Raw genomic sequence first — 16,090 nt, forward strand, 5'->3', positions numbered from 1 at the left:
TTTTGTAAAAGTAAAAACCGTAAAACAATATATTTTACGGTTTTCCACATTTGGGTTAAAAAACTTTTATTGGGTAAGGTTTTCGGGTTGTGGTTCGGGCATTTTTTGTTCTTCGGCAACGAGTGCGGCTTCTTTATCGGCGTAGTTTTTAACCATAAAAATGGTAACCATTCCTAAAACTAATATTAAAAAGGAGGTTATGAGTTCAAGGATAGTAATATTTATATAATGGTTGACTGTTTCGCCTCTTAAAAATACCTTAAATACAGTGTTTCCTAAAAAGGTAATGACAATCCACATGGTCCACCAAATGCCAATTAGCGTAGCGTTTGTATTTATTTCTTTTTTTGTAGCTTTTTCAAGTAAATCGGTAGTGTCATTATCTAGTTCCAACATGATTTTGTAGGGACGCACCAAGCAAATGATAGGTACAAACCAACATCCAGCAGCCCAACCTTCGCTATATTCACAGTTGTCTGTTCGAATATCAAGGTTATAGTAGGCTCTACGAAACCACAAGATAAAAAATACACCACTAATAATATAAGAAATTAGGTAAAATATACTTGTTATTTGCTCTCTAGAATCATTAGAAGTAAGCAGTTCATCACTAACATAAACACCATTTTTTAAATCTATTAAAAGGCGGTATTGCATATAGGAAGAAAGGACATTGATGATAGCAAAAAAAGAAACTACTAAAATGGCAATAATGGCATATTTGGCTCTTTTGTCGTTGGGTTTTAAATACAATAGCTTGTTGTGTGTTTCAGGAACTACTTGTTTGTCTTGCTCAAAGTAGGGACAAGCTTCATCGTCTTTGGGTTGAAATCCTCTAATGTTACAAATATCAAGAGGATCAAGAGTGCCTTTTTTTCGGTTTAAACAGGTTTTGCATTGCGCAAGTTGGACGTCAGTCATAAAGAAAGTTATAGGGTTATATAATTTCCAAACGTAGTAAAAATAGTTTGTTTTGGCAATTATTTTTGTTGGTGGATTTTTTGTTTCATAAAGTTTCACGGAGTTAACACAAAGTACTACAAAGTTGTTTTTTAGAATTTTCTTTGCGACTATGTGTCTTTGCGAGAAAACTAATTAATCTGCGAATTTGTGATGGATTTTTTTGTTACACAAAGTTTCGCAAAGTTTGACACAGAAAGCATCATAATGTTTTTTAACCACACTTCGACTAGCTCAGTGCAGGCTACGAATCATAGATTTTCATTGAACATAAATTATATATATTACATAGAATAATTTGCGGCTTTGTGTCTTTGCGAGAATATAAATTAATTTGTAAATCTGTGGTGGCTTTTTATAGCGTTACTTAGAGCGATTAATTTTGTGTGTAGCTGGTCCTATTTTTTTTGTAGCTGGATTTATTTTGTGAAACACTTTTCTGTTTTTTTTAAAATCTAGCATTTTGCTTTTTAAATCGTGTATTTTGTTTTTTAAATCCAGAAAAAAAATAGATTGGAGTTTATTTTTTATAAATGGGAGTAGCTCAAGGCAAAAAAAGGAGTGTATTTTTTACAAAAAATCGTGTCCTTGTCTAGTCAAATCTAGCACCAATGTTTTTTGAAGCAGCACTTGTCTTGTCAAATCTAGCACATGACACGATAAAGAACCTAGAGAAAACGGGCGGTTGGTGGGTTTTTGAACCTCTTTAACAAATTTTTAAATTATATTTAACGTAGTGAATTGCAATAGTGGGGAATAGGTTTTCGTTGTTTATGTAGTTAAAATCTGAATGTTTAATTTAATATTTTTAAAGAATGGCAAGATCGTATTTTCCATCAGCAGACCCAACGTTGTCAGTATGGGCAACAAATTACAAAGAAAAAATTAGTAGTTATGCAACTGCGTTAGGCTTAACGGCCGAGCAAGTAGCAATTGAGCAGGCGTATTGTGACGCTTTGATTGCGGCAGTAAATAATGTGAGTAACAAGCGAAGTCAGGTCAAGTCTGCCATAGACGGCAGGAAGGCTACTTTAGCTTTTGAAGGAGGTGCTTTGAGAGCTGAAATAGGTAGGCACAAGGCTATGGCAAATTTTACAGATGCTATAGGTCAGGATTTGGGAATTATTAGTCATAGTGTGGCTGTTGATTTTGCTACTTACAAGGCAAAAATTTCGGTAGAGCTTTATGGAGGTATGATTCGTGTTAAGTTCAAAAAAATGTATGCGGATGGTATAAATCTTTACCGCAGAAAAAAGGGAACTATGGATTGGTTATTTGTGGCAAGAGCCACTAAGAATCCGTTTGATCATAGTTTTACATTGCAAGTAAGTGGGCAACCAGAACATTGGGAGTATCGCGCTTTTGGAGTTGTTGATGATATTGAGGTTGGTACTGCCAGCGATATCGTTGAGGTTATTTATGGGGTGTAGTTAATTTTTTACTACATATTTCACAAATTAGTAGAGTCGTCCTTTTTAGGGCGATTTTTTTTAAACCTGACAGGTTTTTAAAACCTGTCAGGTTTGAAAAGTCATTTATTAAACTTAGAATTTTTAATTTCTTTGTTTACGTTAATCAGGAAATTATTCATATTAGTTATTATTAGATCTTTCTAATATTCCAAATTTTACTCCAAATGCAGTGAAAATATCTTTCTGTTCATCAAAGTTTTTACCAAATGACGCAACAGCTACCATACCAGGGATTATTTGGTAATTAGCAATAAATGCTAATCTGTCATAATTGATATCAAGTGTTGAATCTCTTCTATAAACATATTCTATTTGAAAGTCATAATTATTTGTTTGTCTGGAAAGACTTCCTCCAAAATCTAAAAATGAAGAGTTATTAGTTCCGCCAATTTCTTTACTATATCTCGCTAAAGCAACAATGTCAAGAAAAGAATTAGCAATTGGAGTATATCTAAAATTTGCCCATGCACTAATTTTTGATCCAGACAGGTTTTTATAATTTGTACCTTGGCCAGCATAAGCACCAGCTAATTCTAAATTATATAAAGTACGCCCACGCTCAGCTTGTAATTTGTCATTTTCAACTTGAAGTGCTGCAATATCAATTATAGGATTTGATAAAATCCCTTGTATAGTACTCTTGTATCCAAGAATAGCAGTTTCATTAAAATATTTTCTAAATAATTGGACTCTAAAACCTAATGAAACAGTTGTTGTATCAGTATTTTTGATTGATGCTACTGAAATAGCAAAAGTTTGTAAAATTGGAAAATGATTTGCAACATCATCTGTGAAAGAATAGTTAGCGTGATTAGTTAACCAATATGGAGAAGTTTCAATGGCACCTCCATTATTTCCTACATTAAGTAAGCTAATTGCAAACGCTTTCGGATTTGTTGGTTTTTCGATGTTTGCTGGTGATTCATCAAGCATTACAAAAGCAGGTGAACTCGGAATATTCAATTCATCTAATTTTGGAAGATTCTGACTCTGAGTTGTATAATAAGCTGCAGTCAGTAGCAAAAGTGTCGTAATTTTTTTCATTTTTATATTAATTAAAAATTATATCTAAACCTAATGAGAAAACATCACCATGATTATTAACAGTATCATCAAAAGTTACTGATGGAGCATTTGCATTGTGAAAGTAATAGGTAGCTACTACACCATTAGTCATTGGATTCACATCAAGAATGTTTGTGAATATTTCTAGAGTTTTACCAATAATAGTTGATCCTTTACCTAAATTTAAGTTTGATATTTCGCCTTTTGCCAAAATATTTGAACTATCCTTCCATTTAATTATATTACCTCCAATTTGAGCATTACCAATAGTGATAGTTAAATAAACATCCGAATTTTGATTTACTACTTGGCTATTGAATGTTTCTTTTCTTGTTTTAATTTTCATAATTTCTAAAATTTTATTTTGCCTACTCTATAATCCTCTTTTCGGCATACGAGGTTTTTTACAAATTGTTGTTATTTTTAACGATATAGGCAGTTTTATTTAGTTTTTGTCTGGCTTGTGTTAGTACTTTTGAAGCTTCAGATTTATCATTAAATCCAAAAATTATAGTACGATAAAAAGTCCCTTTTTTTATTATCCTCGAATTAGGATTGAATGCTAATACTTTTTTTAACTCATTTTCAGCATCTTCAAGTTTTTTGTCAGCACCAGTAATGATTATCCATTCTTCATTATCTAATTTGTAGGATGTCTGTAATGGTTTTTCGAGCTGATTAATTTTTTCTTCTACTTTTTCAATATTAAAAAGTTGTTTTTCGTTTGGACTAAGAATAGTATTGTTCTTTAGTTGAACATTTTTTAAATTTAAATATTCAGTATATTCTTTGTCAACTATAGAGTAATATTGTTCCCATGATTTTCTCAATTCACCACTAGGCGATACAATGGATAAGTATTTTGAAAGTTGCCATCTTTCATAAACACCATCAGCCTTTTTTATGTCTGTTACATACTTATCAAAATATTCAAGTTCTTTAATATCTTGATCTCTTTCCTTAAATAAATTTGAGACAACTAAAGTTACCGTTGCTATGCAAGTTGAGACAATAGTGTATTTAAACAATTCAATCATCTTATCTAATTTTTCAGATGAGATAATATCTTTTTTCATGTAAATGAAAGCTAGTATCATAGCAATAATTGAAATTAACATGAAAAAACCATAAAGAATAAATGATGCGGTACCTGTGTTTGTTAACATGATATATGATTTTAAAATTATATTCCAAAACTACTTTGCACTACTAACTTCCTGCTTATGGATATCACTAAAAAAGCAATAGGTTTTTACCTAATAAGTTGAAATACTACAAATTATATGGTTTAAGTGAAATAAATTGTTATTTTAGCAAGAGAATAGGCGTGTAGGGAAAACACCTAAACAAATAGGGTTTTACCTAATAGAAGTTAGAAGTAATAAATGGCATCTTTGCTACAGTTATTAACCCTTAAAACTATAAATTATGAAGAAATTATTTTTAACTTTTATTGTTGTCTTGAGTGTATTCGGAAATGTTAAAGCTCAAAACTGTTCAGAAAACATTATTTATGTAAAGAAAAGGTTAGTAGGAAACCAATCAGTTTGGGAGGAAACTAATAGAAACTATATTTGTGAAAATCAACCTGAGGATTTTACTGTTGATTTGAATAAAATGGAAAAGTTAGAAATTCCAAATTGGTTGAAAGCTAATTCTTTTTGTATAAATTTTGATAAGTCTTTTGAATTAATTCATAATACACATCAATTAGATATAAATAATGATGTTCATAAAAGATATATTATTGCTGCGGATTATGAGATTATTGTAAAAAAGAATTTTTATGGAATAGTATTTCAAGATTTAAAAATTGGACTAAATGATGTTGATATTACAAGAATTGATCAATCAAAATATTACAGCAATTATAAAAGAGCAATTGATAAAAATATTTTTCATGGAGTAAAACTTAAAAGTACAGATGGATTTATTTTGGGAAGTCATAATTTTTCAGCTCCACTTTTGTTGAGTATCATTGAAAAAATTGAGAAACAAACCAATGAAGAAGCATTGGATGAAAAAATATGTTTTTTTCAATTTACTTTTATTGAAGAGGATACTAAAGCAGTTATGAAAGTTACATATAAAAATCAAACACTTTACTATGATTTTTCAGATGAACCAGGTAGAAAATCTTTGAAAACAATTAAAAATGTTTCAAAGAATGAAATAATAAAAAACAGCTTATAAATTTAATAATGATACAATTCTTAAACCCAATTAAAATTATTGTTTTACTAACTTTTTTAGTTGGGTTACTTTTTTTGAATTACAAAAATAGCACTCATTTTAAATTGCTTTGTATTTTATTTATTTGTTTTATTAATGAGTATGTTGCTCTGATATTAAAATATAAAGACTTATCTATTGATAATTTATTTAATGTAAATATTTTAATTCATAATTCGTTGTGGATTTTTATTATCGGTTCATTTTTTAGTAAAAAGTATTCAAATAGCGTTTTAGTTGTACACTTAATTTTTTGTGTTATAAATATGTTCTTCTTTGAAGGCTATTCTAAATTTGACTACTATAGTTTTGTTTTTGGCGCGTTATTGTATACCGTTCTATTTATTTATCTAAGCTTTATTAAGTTGAAGAATGATGACTTATTTTTTTTTCAATCTAATATTTATATATTGATGTTTGCACCTGTATTGTTTTTTTTAGGATTGAGTTTTATGTTTAGTTTTAAATCAAAAGAACTTACATCAACTGAAGTTTTTTTTGGAATTAAGTTGTATAAATTTATTAATTACTTCGTAAACATTTTTTATTATTTTTTCATAAACTTATACATTTTTAAAGAAAAAAAGAAAGCTTATGTATGATATTGCTATAGGAATTATAATTGGCTTTTTACTTGTATGTATAGTTGTAATTTTTTGTGCGATAACAATAAAACTCTACATAAAAAAAGTAAAAGAACACAACCAAAAAGAAATAGCTTTTCAAAAGTCACTTAACGAAACTATTCTTGAAACTCAAGAACAAGTTTTAAACAATATCTCGCAAGATTTACATGACGATGCAGGACAACAATTAACCTACATTAACTTTCAATTAGAAAACCTAAAACTTGATTCACCAGAGTTGCAATCGTTATTGGAACCAGTTTCGCAATCGGTTAGTAACTTGTCTAGTTCTATTAGAAGTATTAGTCATTCTTTGAACAATCAGTTGTTGTTGCAGCAAGACTTGTTTAAAGCCATCGAAAATGAAGTAGAACGTTTGCAAAAAAATCCTAAAGTGACGATTACTTTTAAGCAAGAAAGTGACTCAAAAAAAGTATTTTCTGCCAATGAAAAGATTGTAATTTATCGTATTTTTCAGGAAGTCATCAATAATGCTTTTAAACATGCTAAAGCCAAAAAGATTTCGATTATACTAAAAACAACACCTCAATTCTCAATGACGATTATTGATAATGGTAAGGGTTTTGACAAGGAAAAACTCAACAATAAAGCCACTCTTGGATTGCAAAATATGATTAATCGTGCCACCATTATTGGCTATAACTTAACGGTGCAATCAGAAGTAGGAGTTGGCACCACCATAATAGTAAACGAAACCCAAAATTGATTATGGAAAAAATTAAACTTTGCCTCATTGATGATCATGCTATTGTCCGACATGGACTTAAAGAATTGTTAGAAAAAATCAGTAATTTCGAAGTCATTCACGAGTTTGATAGTGGTGAAGAGTTTCTGGAAACCTTGCCACTGCAACCACTACCAGATATGTATATTCTAGATTATTCTATGCCTAATATGAATGGACTTGAAGTATTACAAGCATTGGAAGAGAAAGAAGAGGAATATAAAGTCATGTTGTTAACCCAACATTTTGACGAACAAATTATTAATGATGCGTATCATCATGGAGCAAGAGGTTTTTTGCATAAGAATTGTACGGCGCATGACTTGAAGTTTGCTATTGAAAATATAGTAACTATTGGGTATAATAATGTCACTGAGATTTTAAAAAGAATCAGAAATCATCAATCGAGTGATAAAGAAAGTAAAGAACCTATTGTGCTTTCAAAAAGAGAATTAGATTTTTTAACTTTAGTCTGCGATGAAAGAGAACTAACCTATGAGCAAATGGCTGACATCATGAATCTTTCTGTCAAATCAATTGAATCTTACAGAGCGGCTTTATTTGAAAGGTTCAATATCAAATCGAAAGTAGGATTGGTTTTGTTTTCATTTAAATATAAATTAACGGAACCTTTTTTGTAAAATCTCATCATAAAAAGTCAGCCAAAGAATTTTCGATTTATTTTCTCGCAAAGCTACAAAGACGCAAAGAAAATTTAAATAAGACTTTGTGATACTTTGTGTACAAAAAAATCCACCGCAAAGCCACAAAGGCGCGAAGAGAATTCTAAAAAAAACTTTGTGATGCTTTGTGTCAAACTTCGTGAAACTTTGTGTTAAAAAAAAAACGCCACAGATTCACAGATTTATTTTCTCGCAAAGACACAAAGGCGCAAAGGAAATTCTAAAAACAACTTTGTGATACTTTGTGTCAAACTCCGTGTAACTTTGTGAAACTAAAAAAAACGCCACAGATTCACATATTTATTTTCTCGCAAAGGCATAAAGGCGCAAAGAGAATTCTAAAAATAACTTTGTGAAACGAAAAAAACACTGCAAATTATTCTATGCAATCTATCCAGAGCAAAGCGACTTTATGTTCAAAGAAAATCTATGCTTCGTAGCCTGCACTGAGCTAGTCGAAGTGTGGTTAAAAAACCTCGTGATACTTTGTGTACCAAAAAAATCCATCACAAATCCTCAGGTTTTTGTATTTAATCATTGAAAAAAGACGGTATATTGAAAAACAAATTTCAACTACTATGAGTATTTTTTTTATATTTGAAAAAATTAAGATAAAAAAGAACTAAACTTTAATAACATGGAAAACAATCAAATCATTCGCACACTAGATACTAACGGAGATAAAGAAACAAATCTAAAAAATGTAGCTACTACTTTAATGACCAAACTTAAAAATCAATTTGGAAGTACGCATACTGTTTCTGCTGGAGAATTTGGGGTTTTTGATAAAGATTGGACGCATGAAATCAAAATTAGAAAAGGCGATAAAATTGGAGCTGAGGTTACATTAAAATGGGAGGAAACTAAACCAACGGTTCTTACAATAGATGTTGATCAATCTTCAAAAATGGGTTCGATGATTACTTATGGCGTTTTGTTTCCTTTTGCAATTGTTGGAGCTTATTTAGGGTACAATGATATGGCACCTTTAGCATTTTTACCTGGACAGAAAATCGCAGGAGGTTTAGGAGGATTAATCGCACTTATTCCAGGATTATTGGTTGTATATGTTTTAAAATCATTATTATTAAAGAACGAAAAAGAAGAAAACAAGCAATTGGTGAGCGATGTTGTAAATGCTTGCAAAAATGAATAAGTTTTTTAAAATTGGTTGTTTAGTTGTTGTCGTTTTTGTTGTAATAGCTATTATAGGTGTTACAATAGAAAAATGGAATGATGCACCAACGCAATCTATTGCTTTTTTAAATTCTAGCACCGTGACAAGATCGGTAACATTGGAACGAATTGGTAAAGATGGAAAACTTTCTGATATGTACACGGTTGATAGTACTGTTGAACCAAATCAGACTTTAATTGAAAAAGTACCAGAAGGCAATTATAAAATTAGTGTTTGGAATCTTGACAAAAACTTATACAAATCAACGGAGTGTACAATTACTCTTAAAAATCCGAAAGAATCAAACTATCAACTTTATCGGTTTGATCTTGCCATGGATAAGATTTATACAATCGTTAATCTTAATGCCTTGTATGAAGGAAATTCATTTGCCGATTACATGTCGAAAGCTGTAGGAACGAAACATGAAAAACTTAAAATTGAAAAATTTTATGATGGTAGTTCTCTATTCTTTGTTCCTGAGACGTACACTTTTCGAACATTTGTTGATTTGGAAGACAAAATTCCAACTAAAGTTAAATATGGCGAAGTAGTTTATGGATTATTTGAATTTCCAAAAACGCTACCCGAAGATCAAATTCAAGAGACACTTTTCGATAAGATTAGTAAAAAGATAGAATAAGATTTTTACAAATTTATATCAATGAAAACAGATCAATATATTTACGTTGCACAACATTCCGATGGAATAAAAAAAGCGTTGCGAAATATTGCAATACTTCTTGTAATTAGTGTTTTGGCTATGATAGTGGCTCAGTTTTTTTACGAAGGCAGAGTGCATGATGCTGTGGTGTATAAAAGAGGAATGCGATTGAATGTGGAAGTAGGATGGCCAGCAACAATAAATGCTATTGCTAGTTGGGGTTTAGTTATATCTTCGTTAGGATTAGTTTATCTATTTTTCAAGCAAGACTTAAAAAGACCACCATTAGCAGTTTCTAACGATGGGTTATTTATTAATCAACAAATTTTTCGCAATGCTTTTGTGCCATGGAATGAAATTGAAAGTGTAGAATTGCGAGGTCATATTTCTAGCCCAGTTATGCGTGTGTTTTTTAAAGATGCATCTACAGTTTTAAAAGGTCAATCTTTTATCTTAAAGTCAATAGCCAATGCCACATTAAAATCAAATCCAAGTATCGGAATTTCTAAAGATGAGGTTATAGGCGATTTGGTTGTTATGTTTGATTTTATTTCAGAAAAAGGTGTAACGACAAAAGAACAAATGGCAGGACGTTCAAAAAATAACAGTTAATAGATTGCTAATTAATTAAAAATAATTCTATAGTAAGTGTAAAGCTTTTTTTTGATTGGATTTTGCTGTGCAACATCCATCAAAGCTCCGCTTTGAAAATACTATATAAAAGAAAAAACGCTCAAGCAAGCTTAGCGTTTTTATGGTGATTGATTATTTTGTTTTAGTTTAATAATAACTTTCACGAATGGATTTTGCTACGCAACATCCATCAAAGCTCCGCTTTGAAAATACTATATAAAAGAAAAAACGCTCAAGCAAGCTTAGCGTTTTTTCTTTTATATAGTATTTATTCGTGACCTCGACTGGATTCAAACCAGTAACCTTCTGAGCCGTAATCAGATGCGCTATTCAGTTGCGCCACGAGGCCTTTTTTGTGGGTGCAAATATAAGTATATTTGTGTAACTTGCAAATCAAATTTACTTTAAAATTTAAAAATATGCCACTAAAAAAGTACATCCGTGATATTCAGGATTTTCCAAAACCAGGAATTGGATTCAAAGACATTACTCCGTTGCTTAATGACCCAATAGCAAGACAAGAAACTCTAGCGATATTACTTTCAAGTTTAAAAGATAAAAAAATTGATAAAGTAATTGGAGTAGAAAGTAGAGGTTTCTTTTTTGGAATTCTTCTCGCAGAAGCTTTACATGCAGGTTTTATACCTGTTCGTAAACCAAATAAACTGCCATTCGAAACGATTTCTGCTACTTACGATTTAGAGTATGGCACAGACACACTAGAAATTCATATCGATGCAATTGAAAAAGGTGATAAAGTATTGATTCACGATGATGTTTTAGCTACAGGTGGAACTGCAAAAGCTGTTTGCGAACTTGTAGAACGATTAGGCGGAGAAATAGTTCAATGTAATTTTCTAATGGAATTGTCTTTTTTAAATGGAAGAGACAAATTAGGAACTAACGAAATTTTTGCCGCAATGACTTATTAATCATTGGCACGACAAGTAACATAATAACGATAAGCAATAAGAGCCAATTGCCACTTTTTAGCTTTAGCCAAATCCAATTGCTGTTTGGTAAAACTTGGTAGTAATAACTTGTTGATTTTTGCTAAGACTTTGAACATCATTTTTTTGCAAAGATAGTTTTTTTATTTTTTTTAATTTAATTGGTTTATAAAATTCTATATTTCAAAAAAGTAACCGAGATTACGCAGATTACTTATTTCTCTCGCGAAGGCGCAAAGAAAATTCTAAAAAACAATTCTGTGAAACAAAAGAATCCACTTCAATTTCGCAAATTATTCTTTGTAATCTATCAAGAGCAAAGCGACTTTATGTTCGAAGAAAATCTATGCTTCGTAGCCTGCACTGAGCTAGTCGAAGTGTGGTTAAAAAAAACATTTTCAAACTTTGTGTCAAACTTCGCGAAACTTTGTGAAACAAAAAAACGTCACAGATTACTTATTTCTCTCGCAAAGGCGCAAAGGCGCAAAAGATTTAAGTATTGCGAAACTTTGTGAAAAAAAAACGTCACCGATTCTAATTTAAATCCGTAATAATATTTAATTTTTCTTTCCATAAAAAATGCCCCAAATAGTGTCTAACTTTTTGGGGCATTTTCAATTACGAATGATATTTAGTTTTTAAGTTTTTCTTATTTTAGTTGTCGCTTTCGCTTTTTCTAATTCTAATCTTGCTTTTTCAAGTTCTTCTTTGGCTTTAACCATTTCCTCTTTTGCTTTTTGCATTTCTTCTTTTGTTTTTTTTAAATCTCCATCTTCTTTAGAACTTCCAAAAGACGACTTCATTTCTTCCATTTGTTTTTTAAAGTTTTCTAACCCTTCATTACTGCGGAAATCAAATTGTTTTTCGCCTAAGTTATTTCCAAAACCATCAGAAAATTCAAATTTATTGTTCTTTTTGATTTCTTCAATTTCTTCAGTAGAATAATCGTCAGCACCTTCAATAACTACACCATCTTCTATTACTAAAGGTTTTCTTCCATCTTTTTGAATTTGGATGCGAGATTTAGATTTACTTAATCCATCACCATCATTAGGAAAAGTAAAACTATACGATTGAGAATTTTTGTCTCCACCAAAGTTGAAACGTTTCATAAGTTCATCTGCACCAGCAAAACCACCCATCATAGGATTTCCGGCAAAGAAGTCGTTCCCATTTGAAGGTTCACCAAAACCTACGGTATCACCTTGTTTAAAAAACTTGATTGTTGCAATTGGATTAGTGTTGTCCAATTCCATTTTGCCTTTATTTCCTTTTCTATCGGAATATTCTACTTTAATTGCCGTAATCTCCTCTTTACTATTGCGTTTTACACCTGAATATTTGATAGTAATCCCTTTTTCACCCAAAGCTTTAATATCATCTTTCATTTCGCTTTCAGGAGTATTCTTGTTCCAAGTCATTACAATGTCATCACTATTGGCTTGATTATTCCAAGAAAACGGATTTTGTTGTGCAAAAGTTGCGTTGTGAGTAAAAAGAAACGTAACTAAAACAGGAAGCACAAAAGCAAAGTTTCTAAATTGTGTTTTCATAAGATTTGTTATTTGATTTATTGATTGATAAAATTCTGAAACAAATTTATAAAGTTGACAATTTCAACGAATATAGATTTACAATTTTTTAACTTTTTTATGTAAGATTTAGCAAATTACTTAGTAGTAATTACAATTTTCTTGGTTTGTGATCCTGGAGTTTCTTTTCCATTTTCATCATAAACTCTCACTGATTTTACATTTTGTAAATTCATTTGATTCAAAGTTTCTAATGGATTCGATTTTTGTACTCCATTTACTGTAAGCACTAAACCTTCATCATTTAATCGAATTGATGGATAGCGAGGTAATTTTAAAATTTTTTCTGATGGAATGAAAACAATATCATCACCATTATCGTTTGAAAAAATTATTGTTTTTCTCTCAGACATTTCCTTCGAAATATTAATCTTCTCAAGTGTAGTAACGCCATCGAAAACCATTGCACCATCTTTAGCTTTTTCTCCAAATTTTTTAACGGCTTCTTCTTCATCATAATACGTAATGGAACCATCACATTTTAAAGTGTAGCCTTTTAATTCATTTTGAAAATATTCTTTACCGTTTATAATGTAAAATCTGTTTTTTTCTTCATTTATCTCAATTTTATTATAACTGATTTTTTTTCTTCCAACTGGTGGTGTTGGAGGTGGTGGTGGTGGAATTGGATAACCTTTTTGAGAAGTTATTTTTTTTACTTTAATTTCAGTTCCAAATTGTTTAGAAAGTTTTTCATCAACTTCGAATCCAGATAAATCGTTGGTATCAGAAAACCCAATTTTATCTTCATCAATTGTGAAATAGATAGGTTCAATAGGTTCGTATCCATCAGTTTCTGAAATTCCTTTATGACCTTTGTGATCGTCAAATTCAATTTTAATAGCCGTTATTTCACCTTTTGCATTTCGTTTGATTTTTGAAAAGGTATAGTCAATACCGTGTTGTTCTTTTAAAATTCGAGAATCTTCTTTCATTTCTGAGTCAGTGGCATCTTTGTCGGTCATAGTTTTTACAAGAATTGCTTTTACACTATCAATAACAGTGTTATTTAGTTCCTTTTTAGCTTTTACTTGTTTCTCTTGTGCGACAACTTTTATTTGAAATAAAAATACGAAAGCAGTAATTACTGGAAGAATTAACGCATACTTCCAAATGTTTCTTTTGTTGGATTGATTTTTGTTTAACATAACGATTCGTTTTTTGATTAATGATTGATAAAAATGATTGGTGATGGATAAGCAGTTTTGATGAGTAACTACCTTTAAAAGTGCCATTTGATAACACTTTTTGTCTTCTATATTTTGTATTGCTTTGCTATCGGCAATGTATTCTAGATTTTGAATAATAGCTTTTTGATATAACCAAACTAATGGATTGAACCAAAAAACAATGGTAAATAATTTTGACACCATAACATCAATAGAGTGCTTTTCTTTGCTGTGAATTGTCTCATGCAATAAGATACTTTTTAGTTCTTCTTGCGAGTATAGACTTGAATTAAACACAATATAATTAAAGAATGAGAAAGGCGCTATATCTTGATTTATGTTGATATAAGACAAGTCTTCTTGCTTCTGAATGTTTTGTTTTCTCAACAGTTTAGCAAGCGAAATCATATCAATAATGACTTTAATAATTAAGATTGTTGCGACAATACCGTAGACAATAAGCAAGATTTGAAGCCAATCAATACTTTCCGTTGGAATTGGTGTTGCTTTGTCAATAATTACAGGTAAGTCATTTTTTTTTGTTGCAACAGGTAAAGTAATTTTCGGACTTTCAACGTAAACAATTTTAGTAATAAAAAATAAAGGCAATAGGATGGAAGCAAATAATCCCGAAAGTAAAAACCAACGATTGCTTGTAAAGAATGTTTCTTTTCGCAACAAAAAGTAATAAGCAAGAAAGAAAGTAGCTAACAATCCGCTTGATTTTAATAAGTAAGTTACAATTTCTTCCATGATTTTTAATGTCAATTTCAATTTCAAAAAGCAATTTCAATATTAAAATTTCATCACTTTTTATGTAATTAAATGTATTAATCTAACTTCAATTCTCTTTTTTCTTTACTCTATTTTCTCTTTTCTATGATTTCTAAAATCTCACGCAATTCATCAGCAGAAATTTTTTCTTCTTCAGCAAAAAACGAAACCATATTTTTATAAGAATTATTGAAATAGTTTTCAATTGCCGTATTCATAAATTCTTTGCGATAGTCTTCAAGAGCAATAATTGGAAAATATTGATGTGTATTTCCATAAGCATTGTGACTTACATATCCTTTGTCTTCCAAATTTCTAATGATGGTAGATAGTGTATTGTAATGTGGTTGTTCGTCAGTTATTTCCGCCATGACTTCTTTTACAAAAGCTTTTTTTAGCTTCCATAAAATGTGCATGATTTCTTCTTCTTTATTGGTTAACTTTTGCATGATTTTTATTTTATAAGACAAACATATAACTATATTTTTAGTTACACAACTATTTTTATAGTTAATTAACTAAATTTAACGTTTGAATATTTAAAAATGATATAAAAAGGTCTTCGACAGGCTTAGAGTGACAATCGTTTTTTAATTGGACTTACTTTGATAATGCCTTTTTTTCAATATAATATTTATAACTTATTGTCACACTGAGCTTGTCGAAGTGATTTTTTACTCTAGATGCAAATAATAAATTAAATCAATCTATCAAATTCGTTTAATTTATGTGAAACAATAATTACTTACTTTTGTTCCAATAGAAAATAGTAATGCCAATTAAAACCTACAATAAAACCAATTTTCACAAATACACTTTTTGTATTTTCAAAGAAGTCGATTTTGATTCAATTAAAGATTTGAAATTAAATTTCAAAAGTAAATCGGGTAGTTGTTATTATTTTGTAGAAAATGGAGTCTATCGTTTGTCCAATCATTGGAGTAGAGTAGCCAATTGTAAATGGAGATTGGTTTCAAATTCTGTTGTCACACTGAGCGCAGTCGAAGTGCCAAATTCCAATAGAACCAAACTTGGTTATGCTAATTGGGTTGATTTTTATCACGATAATGATGTTGATAAGATTTACTTTCTTGAAGCCAATTATGAATCTAAATCTGTGAATTTTTATCACAAACAAAGTTCAAATTACACTTCCGATAAAGTTTTAAGATCATCTTCAGAAACTACCAAATTAATCAAACAAATAAGAACTTTATTCGAAGAAACTGCTTGGGCAAAATATCTAAATAAAGATAATATTGATGTTTTGCGACAAGAAATTATTGAGGAAATGATATCTACAAATCAGTCTTTTCAAGAAATAAGAAGGAGATTTTTGTAAAAATTA

17 protein-coding genes and 1 tRNA gene are annotated in these 16,090 nt (G+C 30.2%); 9 read left to right on the forward strand and 9 right to left on the reverse strand.

What is annotated here, in order from left to right:
- Nucleotides 1-66 precede the first annotated feature (66 nt).
- Nucleotides 67-921 carry a DUF4328 domain-containing protein gene (locus Q0049_RS09420; RefSeq protein WP_298119095.1) on the reverse strand — a complete coding sequence of 285 codons (855 nt, stop codon included), beginning with the start codon at nt 919-921 and terminating at the stop codon, nt 67-69.
- 854 nt (nt 922-1,775) lie between these two features.
- Here Q0049_RS09420 and Q0049_RS09425 point away from each other — a divergent pair.
- Nucleotides 1,776-2,390 (forward strand): hypothetical protein, encoded by a 615-nt coding sequence (locus tag Q0049_RS09425; protein WP_298119096.1) that lies wholly within the window; start codon nt 1,776-1,778, stop codon nt 2,388-2,390.
- A gap of 162 nt (nt 2,391-2,552) precedes the next feature.
- Here the strand turns inward: Q0049_RS09425 and Q0049_RS09430 are convergent, their stop codons facing one another.
- From Q0049_RS09430 to Q0049_RS09440, 3 genes are read right to left on the reverse strand one after another with little or no spacing between them, the layout of a single operon-like run.
- Complete coding sequence (locus Q0049_RS09430; protein ID WP_298119097.1) at nt 2,553-3,476, reverse strand: hypothetical protein; 924 nt, start codon at nt 3,474-3,476, stop codon at nt 2,553-2,555.
- A 7-nt stretch (nt 3,477-3,483) separates the two neighbouring features.
- Nucleotides 3,484-3,843, reverse strand: coding sequence for a hypothetical protein (locus Q0049_RS09435; RefSeq protein WP_298119098.1), 360 nt, complete (start codon nt 3,841-3,843; stop codon nt 3,484-3,486).
- Between the two features lie 58 nt (nt 3,844-3,901).
- Nucleotides 3,902-4,663 (reverse strand): SPOR domain-containing protein, encoded by a 762-nt coding sequence (locus Q0049_RS09440; RefSeq protein WP_298119099.1) that lies wholly within the window; start codon nt 4,661-4,663, stop codon nt 3,902-3,904.
- A 262-nt stretch (nt 4,664-4,925) separates the two neighbouring features.
- Here Q0049_RS09440 and Q0049_RS09445 point away from each other — a divergent pair, with 262 nt between their 5' ends.
- The 6 genes from Q0049_RS09445 (at nt 4,926) to Q0049_RS09470 (ending at nt 10,236) form a co-directional block, all read left to right on the forward strand.
- Nucleotides 4,926-5,690, forward strand: coding sequence for a hypothetical protein (locus Q0049_RS09445; protein WP_298119101.1), 765 nt, complete (start codon nt 4,926-4,928; stop codon nt 5,688-5,690).
- A 633-nt stretch (nt 5,691-6,323) separates the two neighbouring features.
- Nucleotides 6,324-7,082 carry an ATP-binding protein gene (locus tag Q0049_RS09450; RefSeq protein WP_298119103.1) on the forward strand — a complete coding sequence of 253 codons (759 nt, stop codon included), beginning with the start codon at nt 6,324-6,326 and terminating at the stop codon, nt 7,080-7,082.
- A 2-nt stretch (nt 7,083-7,084) separates the two neighbouring features.
- A complete protein-coding gene (locus Q0049_RS09455; protein ID WP_298119105.1) occupies nt 7,085-7,741 on the forward strand; it encodes a response regulator transcription factor in 657 nt (218 codons plus the stop codon).
- Between the two features lie 679 nt (nt 7,742-8,420).
- On the forward strand, nt 8,421-8,939 hold the full coding sequence (locus tag Q0049_RS09460; protein ID WP_298119107.1) for a hypothetical protein: 519 nt from the start codon (nt 8,421-8,423) through the stop codon (nt 8,937-8,939).
- Entirely contained in the window at nt 8,932-9,603 is a 672-nt protein-coding gene (locus Q0049_RS09465) for a hypothetical protein (protein WP_298119109.1), read from the forward strand. Before Q0049_RS09460 ends, Q0049_RS09465 begins: the two co-directional genes overlap by 8 nt.
- A gap of 21 nt (nt 9,604-9,624) precedes the next feature.
- Entirely contained in the window at nt 9,625-10,236 is a 612-nt protein-coding gene (locus tag Q0049_RS09470; protein ID WP_298119111.1) for a hypothetical protein, read from the forward strand.
- Between the two features lie 296 nt (nt 10,237-10,532).
- On the opposite strand, the gene Q0049_RS09475 is transcribed toward Q0049_RS09470, so the two are convergent.
- A tRNA-Arg gene (locus Q0049_RS09475) sits at nt 10,533-10,606 on the reverse strand.
- 70 nt (nt 10,607-10,676) lie between these two features.
- Here Q0049_RS09475 and Q0049_RS09480 point away from each other — a divergent pair.
- Nucleotides 10,677-11,189, forward strand: a complete 513-nt coding sequence (locus Q0049_RS09480) for an adenine phosphoribosyltransferase (protein ID WP_298119113.1) — start codon at nt 10,677-10,679, stop codon at nt 11,187-11,189.
- On the opposite strand, the gene Q0049_RS09485 is transcribed toward Q0049_RS09480, so the two are convergent.
- The 4 genes from Q0049_RS09485 to Q0049_RS09500 form a co-directional block, all read right to left on the reverse strand.
- Complete coding sequence (locus Q0049_RS09485; protein WP_298119203.1) at nt 11,186-11,326, reverse strand: SsrA-binding protein; 141 nt, start codon at nt 11,324-11,326, stop codon at nt 11,186-11,188. The two genes, Q0049_RS09480 and Q0049_RS09485, sit on opposite strands and share 4 nt — an antisense overlap.
- A 519-nt stretch (nt 11,327-11,845) precedes the next feature.
- Nucleotides 11,846-12,760 carry a hypothetical protein gene (locus Q0049_RS09490; RefSeq protein ID WP_298119115.1) on the reverse strand — a complete coding sequence of 305 codons (915 nt, stop codon included), beginning with the start codon at nt 12,758-12,760 and terminating at the stop codon, nt 11,846-11,848.
- 116 nt (nt 12,761-12,876) lie between these two features.
- A complete protein-coding gene (locus Q0049_RS09495) occupies nt 12,877-14,721 on the reverse strand; it encodes a M56 family metallopeptidase (RefSeq protein WP_298119117.1) in 1,845 nt (614 codons plus the stop codon).
- Between the two features lie 110 nt (nt 14,722-14,831).
- Entirely contained in the window at nt 14,832-15,191 is a 360-nt protein-coding gene (locus Q0049_RS09500) for a BlaI/MecI/CopY family transcriptional regulator (RefSeq protein ID WP_298119118.1), read from the reverse strand.
- A gap of 323 nt (nt 15,192-15,514) precedes the next feature.
- Between Q0049_RS09500 and Q0049_RS09505 the strand changes: the two genes are divergently transcribed.
- Entirely contained in the window at nt 15,515-16,084 is a 570-nt protein-coding gene (locus Q0049_RS09505; protein WP_298119119.1) for a hypothetical protein, read from the forward strand.
- The last annotated feature ends 6 nt before the right edge of the window (nt 16,085-16,090 follow it).

Source organism: Flavobacterium sp., assembly GCF_027484205.1.
Taxonomy (GTDB): Bacteria; Bacteroidota; Bacteroidia; order Flavobacteriales; family Flavobacteriaceae; genus Flavobacterium.